Raw genomic sequence first — 6,879 nt, forward strand, 5'->3', positions numbered from 1 at the left:
GTTCAGGAGGCCACTCGTGCGCGGTGTGCCCCCGGAGCTCGCGCTCCCGCTCGACCGGGCCGCGGCGACGCCGCTCGCGGTGCAGCTCGCGGAGGGCCTGCGCGCGGCGGTGGGGCGCGGCGCGCTGCGCGTGGGGGAGCGGGTGCCGTCGACCCGGGCGCTCGCCGACGAGCTCGGGGTCAGCCGCACGGTGACCGCGGCGGCCTACGACCAGCTCGTCGCCGAGGGCTGGCTCGGCCCCCGCCGCGGCGCCGGCACGTACGTGCTGGCCACCGCCTATGTGAGCGAACTTCGGGGCTATGGCCCCGAAGTTCGCTCACATACGACGAACGGAGTAGACCTGCGGCCGGGCGCGCCGTGCGTCGCGGTGCTCGACCGCGCGGCGTGGCGGCGGGCCTGGCGGCGCGCCGGCGACGTCGAGCCGACGCGACGCCCGGAGCCCGCCGGCGTCCCCGCCTACCGCGACGCCGTCGCGCGCCTGCTGCTGCACCACCGCGGGCTCGCCGCCACGCCCGACGACGTCCTCGCCACCGCCGGCACCACCGACGGCTTCGCCGAGGTCGTCGCCGTGCTGCGCACACGGGCGGGGCGTGCCCCGCGGGTCGCCGTCGAGGAACCGGGCTACGGGCGGGCCACCGCGCTGCTGCTCGACGCCGGGGCGGACGTGGTCGGCGTGCCGGTCGACGACGAGGGCCTGCGCGTCGAGGACGTGCCGTCCGGGGTCGACGCCGTCTACCTGACGCCGGCCCATCAGTACCCGCTCGGCGCGCGCCTGCCGCTGGCCCGCCGCGCCGCGCTCGTCGCCCGCGCCCGCGACGAGGGGACGCTGCTCGTCGAGGACGACTACGACGGCGAGCTGCGCTACGACGTCGCCCCGCTGCCCCTGCTCGCCGGCCTCGCGCCCGACGTCACCGTGCATCTGGGCACCACGAGCAAGATCCTGAGCCCGACGCTGGGCGCGGGCTGGATGGTCGCCCCGCCGCCGCTGCGCGAGGAGGTGCTGGCGCGCCGGCGGGCGACCAGCGTGCGGCCCGGCCCGGCGGGCCAGCAGGTGGTCGCCGCCCTGCACGCCGACGGCGCCCTGGCCCGCCACCTCGCCCGCCTGCGCCGCGAGCTCGCCGCCCGGCGCGCCCGGGTCGTCGACGCCGTCACGGCCGCGGGCCACGCCGTGCGCGGCGACCGGGCCGGCGCGCACGTCGTCGTCCCGCTGCCCGACCGGGCCACCGAGGAGGCGGTCGTCGACGCCGCCGCCCGGGCGGGGCTGCTGACGAGCGGGCTCGCCGAGAACCACCTCGACCCCGGTGCGCCCGGCGCCGCCCACGGCGTGCTCGTCGGCTGGGCCGGCCCGGACGCGGCCGACCTCGACGGTGCGCTCACGCGGCTGGGGAGGATCCTGGCCCCATGACCGAGCCGCCGGCGTCGCTGACCTACGGGCGCTACCTGCACCTCGACGAGCTCCTCGCTGCGCAGCACCCGCTCTCGCGTCCCGAGGCCCACGACGAGCTGCTGTTCATCATCCAGCACCAGACCTCGGAGCTCTGGCTCAAGCTCGCCCTCCACGAGCTCACGGGCGCGTGCGACGACCTGGCCGCCGACGACCTCCCGCTCGCGCTCAAGCGCCTGGCCCGCGTCAAGCACGTCCAGAAGCAGCTGATCGAGCAGTGGACGGTGCTCGCGACCCTGACCCCGACCGAGTACCAGCGCTTCCGCGGGTTCCTCGGCTCGTCGTCGGGGTTCCAGAGCTACCAGTACCGCGCCGTCGAGTTCGTCCTCGGCGCCAAGGACGCCGGGATGCTGGAGGTCCTCGCCGACGACGAGGCGGCACAGACCCTGCTCGCGACGGCGCTCGGGCGCCCGAGCCTCTACGACGAGTTCCTCCGCCTGCTCGCCCGGCGCGGCCACCCCGTGCCGGACGACGTGCTGCACCGCGACGTCCGCGCCCCGCACCGGGAGGACCCGCGGCTCGTCGAGGTGTTCCGGGCGATCTACGACGCGCCGGAGGAGCACTGGGACGTCTACGAGACCTGCGAGGAGCTCGTCGACATCGAGGACAACCTGCAGCTCTGGCGCTTCCGGCACCTCAAGACCGTCGAGCGCACCATCGGGCTGCGCACCGGCACGGGCGGGACGAGCGGGGCGTCGTTCCTGCGCCGCGTGCTCGACCTGTCGTTCTTCCCGGAGCTGTACGCCGTGCGGACGGCGCTCTAGCCCCGCGTACGCTCCGGCGCCATGACGGGCCCGGGAGACGGAGCGCAGCGGAGCTCGACCCGTCGGGCGGACCGCCCGCGCGTGGTCGTCCTGTTCGGTGGTCGCAGCAGCGAGCACAAGATCTCCTGTCTGTCGGCGGGCAGCGTGCTCGCCCACCTCGACCCGGCCCGCTACGACGTGCTCGCGGTCGGCATCACCCCGACCGGCGAGTGGGTGCTGGGCCCCACCGACCCGTCCGAGCTGCGCCTGCGGGGCCGCGAGCTGCCCGAGGTGACCGCGGGCCGCCCGGTCGCGCTGCCGGCCGACCCCACGCGCCGGGAGCTCGTCGCCCTCGACGACGGCAGCTCGCTGGGCCGCGTCGACGTCGTCGTGCCCGTCCTGCACGGCCCCGGCGGCGAGGACGGCACCGTGCAGGGCCTGCTCGAGATGGCCGGCGTCCCCTACGTCGGCGCCGGGGTGCTCGCCAGCGCGGCGTCGATGGACAAGGACGTCACCAAGCGGCTGCTACGCGACGCGGGCCTGCCGGTGGGCGACGCCGTCGTGCTGGGCCGCGACCGGGACACGCTGACCGACGCCGAGCGCGGGCGCCTGGGCCTGCCGGTGTTCGTCAAGCCGGCGCGGGCCGGGTCGTCGGTGGGCATCAGCCGGGTCGCCGACTGGGCCGACCTCGAGGCCGCCGTCGCCACCGCCCGCCGGGAGGACCCGAAGGTCCTCGTCGAGGCCGGGATCGTCGGGCGCGAGATCGAGTGCGGCGTGCTCGAGCACCCCGACGGCCGGGTCGAGGCGAGCGTGCCGGCCGAGGTCCGCGTCGTCGGTGGGGACGCCGGTTGGTACGACTTCGACACCAAGTACCTGGACGACGCCTGCGAGCTCGACGTGCCCGCCAAGCTCGACGACGACGTCGCCGAGGCCGTGCGCGCCACCGCGGTGGCGGTGTTCCGGACGATGGACGTCGAGGGCCTGGCGCGCGTGGACTTCTTCCTCACCGGCGACGGGGACCTGGTCGTCAACGAGCTGAACACCATGCCCGGGTTCACGGCGACGTCGCTCTACCCGCGGATGTGGGCCACGGCCGGCGTCGACTACCCGACCCTGCTCACGACGCTCGTCGAGACGGCGCTCGCCCGACGGTCACACCTCAGCGGCTGACCAGTGCGATCTTGACCCCGCGGGAGATGTCCTCGAGTGGCCCGGTGCCGACGTCGTCGGGGACGGTCAGTCCGACGTAGACGGCGCGGTCGGCGGTCACCCACGTCCCGCTGCCGGGGATGCCGTCGTCGACCTCCACCCAGTCCACGCCGTTGACGACGGTCACCGACCCGCCCCCGGCCAGCTCGACGGGCCGGGGCAGCCCGCAGCGCATGACGACCGGCGCCGCCCCGTCCTCGCCGCCCCACGCGACGGTGGCCGGCGGCACCGGGTCGGCGAGCACGCGGCGCGCCACGATCCCTCGCTCGGTGGCCATCTCCCCGGGCAGTCCGGAGAGCAGCCGGGAGCAGTCGGCGCTCGCGGCGGCGGGCGTCGGCACCGCGGGCACCCGCAGCCGCACCGTGTCGATGTCGGGCACCGGCTCGCGCACCAGCACCATCGACGCGACCATGACGCCCACCACCAGCAGCACCGGCACGCACAGCGCGAGCGCGACCAGCACGCGGGGCAGCCGCCGCGCCACTCCGGGCGCGCGGGAGAGGACCACGGGGCTAGTCGGTGGACACGACGGGGCAGGTGAGCGTCCGCGTGATGCCGGGGACCTTCTGCACGGCGCCCACGACATCCCGCCCGAGCGTGTCGACGTCATCGGCCTCGGCGCAGACGATGACGTCGTAGGGTCCCGTGACGTCCTGGGACCGGGTCACACCGTCGATGCCGGCCACGTCCGAGGCGACCGCGGCGGCACGACCGACCTCGGTCTGGATCAGGATGTAGGCCTGGACCACGGACGTGCCTCCTCGGGGGAACGGGCCGACGGTGACGCCGGCCAGGGTGGCAGGGAAGGTACCGCAGCGAGTCGAGGGGTGAGCCGGACGGCGAACGGGCGCGGGGGACACGGACGATCCGGGGGGTCCCTCCGACGGAGCGCGGGCGCACCGGGCGGGGCAGGACCCGCCCGGGCGGAGCCGGCTGCCGCCGACACGGCCGCCGAGCTCGGGGAGTTCGGCGTGATCGACCGTCTCGCCGGCGACCGGTTCCAGCCCGAGGCCACGCTGCTCGGCCCCGGCGACGACGCGGCGGTCGTCGCGGCGCCCGACGGTCGGGTCGTCGCGACCGTGGACACGCTGGTCGAGGGCGTGCACTTCCGTCTCGACTGGTCGGCGCCGGAGCAGGTGGGCCACAAGGCCGTGGCCGCGAACCTCGCCGACATCGCCGCGATGGGCGCCGTGCCGACCGCGCTGCTCCTGTCCCTCGCCTGCCCCGGCTCGACGAGCACGGAGGTCCTCGACGGTCTCGCCGCGGGCATCTGGGACGGCGCGGCGGACGCGGGGATCGGCGTCGTCGGGGGCGACACCGTGTCCGCCGACACGATGGTGGTCTCGATCACGGCGCTCGGCTCGCTCGAGGGGCGCGCGGCGGTCACGCGCTCGGGCGCGCGGCCCGGGGACGTCGTCGCGGTGCGCGGGGTGCTCGGGTGGTCGGCGGCGGGGATGGCCGTGCTGCGCCGGGGGTTCCGGTCGCCGGTGGCGATGGTCGCCGCGCACCGCACGCCGCGCCCGCCGTGGCGCGAGGGGCCCGTCGCGGCGCGGGCGGGGGCGACGTCGATGATCGACACCTCGGACGGGCTGCTCGCGGACCTCGGCCACGTCGCGGCCGCCTCGCGGGTGCACATCGACCTGTCCTCGCGGCTCGTGCCCGTGGCCGACAAGCTGCGCGACGTCGCCTCGGCGCTCGGCGGCGACCCGCTGGCCTGGGCGCTCACCGGCGGCGAGGACCACTCGCTGGTGGCGACGTTCCCCTCGCAGGACGTGGTGCCCGAGGGCTGGGTGGTGTGCGGGCAGGTCCGCGCCGGCACCGGGGTGACGGTCGACGCCGACCGCTGGGGCGGCGCCGGCGACCCGGGCTACCTGCACTGGCGCTAGACCGACCGGGGGTATGTGAGCGAACTTCGGTGCCATAGCACCGAAGTTCGCTCACATGGCCCGGTCGGCCTACGTGAGCACTTTCCGGGCCTGGAGGCCCGGAAAGTGCTCACATGGGGGTGGCGGCGCGGGCGCAGCGGTCGGCGAGGGCGGCGAAGGCGTCGCGGAGCTCGGCGGGGGCGACGGCGTCCAGGTCGGCGTCGAGCTGACCGAAGCGCGCGGCCAGGGCCACCCACGACCACGCCCCGGCCACCAGCCGGCACCGGCCCGCGTCGATCTCCTCGACCGTCTCGTCCCGCACGTACGGGGCGAGCTCGGCGGCCGGCCGCGCGACGATCGCCTCGCCGCGGCAGGGCCAGTCGCCGGCACCCGGGTTGCCGCGGAACCGTCCCGCGACGAACGCCGCCACGTCCCGGCCGGGCACCTCGCGCGGCGCGAACCGGGGCCCGGTCGGCGTGCGCGGGGTGATCCGGTCGGCGCGGAAGGTGCGCCAGTCGGCGCGCTCGAGGTCCCAGGCGACGAGGTAGCAGCGCCCGCCCCGGGTGACGAGGTGGTGGGGCTCGGCCCGGCGCGGGTCCGCGTCGTCGGGGCCGTAGCCGAACCGCAGCACCTCGCGGGCCCGCACGGCGTCCCCGAGGGCGGCGAGCACGCCGGGGTCGACGCTGGTCGGTCCCCCGATCGCCGTGACCCGCAGCCCGTCGATCCGGTGCCGCAGCCGCGCGGGCATCACCTGGCGCACGGTGCCCAGCGCCCGGGCGGCGGCCTCCTCGACGCCCGCCCCGCTCGTCGCGGCGACCTGGAGCCCGACGGCGAGGGCGACGGCCTGGTCGTCGTCGAACAGCAGCGGCGGGAGGTCGGTGCCCGCGTCGAGCCGGTACCCGCCATCGGGGCCCTTGGTGGCCCGGATCGGATAGCCGAGGTCGCGCAGGCGGTCGACGTCGCGCCGCACCGTGCGCGGGCTGACCTCGAGGCGGTCGGCCAGCAGCCCGCCCGGCCAGTCGCGGCGGGCCTGGAGCAGCGACAGCAGGGCGAGCAGACGGGCGGAGGTCTCGTGCACGCCTCCATTCTCGTCGAGAAGAGGCCAGAACCTGGCCTCTTTGGCGACGACCATGGTCCCTGCAGCCAGCAACAGAGGGAGCAGTTCCATGACCGTGCAGACCGTCGTCCACCTGAACTTCCGCGGCGAGGCCCGGGAGGCGCTCGAGTTCTACGCGGGCGTGGCCGGGAGCGAGCCGACGATCGTCACCTACGAGGACCTGGGCGCGGTGGGCGACCCGGCCGAGGCGAAGCAGGTGATGTGGGGTCAGGTCGCCGCGCCGGGCGGCTTCCACGTCATGGCGTTCGACGTGCCCGCGGCGCGGGCGTTCGACCGCGGGACCGAGTCGTTCTTCGTCTCGGTGCGCGGGCAGACGGCCGAGGAGGTCACCGCGCTGTGGGAGGGCCTCGCGCCGGGCGCCGAGGTGCGGGTGCCGCTCGGCCCCGCCGCGTGGTCGCCGCTCTACGGCATGCTCACCGACCGCTTCGGCGTCACGTGGGTGATGGACGTGGCCGTGCAGTACTGACCCCCATGTGAGCGAACTTCGGGGCGATAGCCCCG

Annotated in this window: 7 protein-coding genes and 1 pseudogene; 5 read left to right on the plus strand and 3 right to left on the minus strand. The window is 76.2% G+C overall.

Going from position 1 to position 6,879, the window contains the following annotated elements:
- Positions 1-16 precede the first annotated feature (16 nt).
- The 3 genes from pdxR to WCD41_RS05240 are packed head-to-tail and all read left to right on the plus strand — an operon-like array spanning position 17 to position 3,357.
- Positions 17-1,405: a MocR-like pyridoxine biosynthesis transcription factor PdxR gene (pdxR, locus tag WCD41_RS05230; RefSeq protein WP_337712300.1), complete on the plus strand. Its 1,389-nt coding sequence runs from the start codon at positions 17-19 to the stop codon at positions 1,403-1,405.
- The gene (locus WCD41_RS05235; protein WP_337712301.1) at positions 1,402-2,208 is read left to right on the plus strand and encodes a tryptophan 2,3-dioxygenase; all 807 of its coding nucleotides are present in this window, start codon (positions 1,402-1,404) and stop codon (positions 2,206-2,208) included. Before pdxR ends, WCD41_RS05235 begins: the two co-directional genes overlap by 4 nt.
- Before the next feature lie 21 nt (positions 2,209-2,229).
- On the plus strand, positions 2,230-3,357 hold the full coding sequence (locus tag WCD41_RS05240) for a D-alanine--D-alanine ligase family protein (RefSeq protein ID WP_337712302.1): 1,128 nt from the start codon (positions 2,230-2,232) through the stop codon (positions 3,355-3,357).
- On the opposite strand, the gene WCD41_RS05245 is transcribed toward WCD41_RS05240, so the two are convergent.
- Complete coding sequence (locus tag WCD41_RS05245; protein ID WP_337712303.1) at positions 3,347-3,904, minus strand: DUF3515 domain-containing protein; 558 nt, start codon at positions 3,902-3,904, stop codon at positions 3,347-3,349. The genes WCD41_RS05240 and WCD41_RS05245 overlap by 11 nt on opposite strands.
- 4 nt (positions 3,905-3,908) lie before the next feature.
- A complete protein-coding gene (locus WCD41_RS05250) occupies positions 3,909-4,145 on the minus strand; it encodes an Lrp/AsnC ligand binding domain-containing protein (RefSeq protein ID WP_133824867.1) in 237 nt (78 codons plus the stop codon).
- Between the two features lie 189 nt (positions 4,146-4,334).
- Here WCD41_RS05250 and WCD41_RS05255 point away from each other — a divergent pair.
- Positions 4,335-5,282 (plus strand): annotated as a pseudogene (locus WCD41_RS05255) (thiamine-phosphate kinase); the annotation flags it as partial.
- A 109-nt stretch (positions 5,283-5,391) separates the two neighbouring features.
- On the opposite strand, the gene WCD41_RS05260 reads toward WCD41_RS05255, so the two are convergent.
- A complete protein-coding gene (locus WCD41_RS05260) occupies positions 5,392-6,339 on the minus strand; it encodes a helix-turn-helix transcriptional regulator (RefSeq protein WP_337712304.1) in 948 nt (315 codons plus the stop codon).
- A gap of 88 nt (positions 6,340-6,427) precedes the next feature.
- Between WCD41_RS05260 and WCD41_RS05265 the strand changes: the two genes are divergently transcribed.
- Positions 6,428-6,844 (plus strand): VOC family protein, encoded by a 417-nt coding sequence (locus WCD41_RS05265; protein WP_337712305.1) that lies wholly within the window; start codon positions 6,428-6,430, stop codon positions 6,842-6,844.
- Positions 6,845-6,879 lie beyond the last annotated feature (35 nt).

The organism is Actinomycetospora aeridis (genome assembly GCF_037400275.1).
Taxonomy (GTDB): Bacteria; Actinomycetota; Actinomycetes; order Mycobacteriales; family Pseudonocardiaceae; genus Actinomycetospora; species Actinomycetospora aeridis.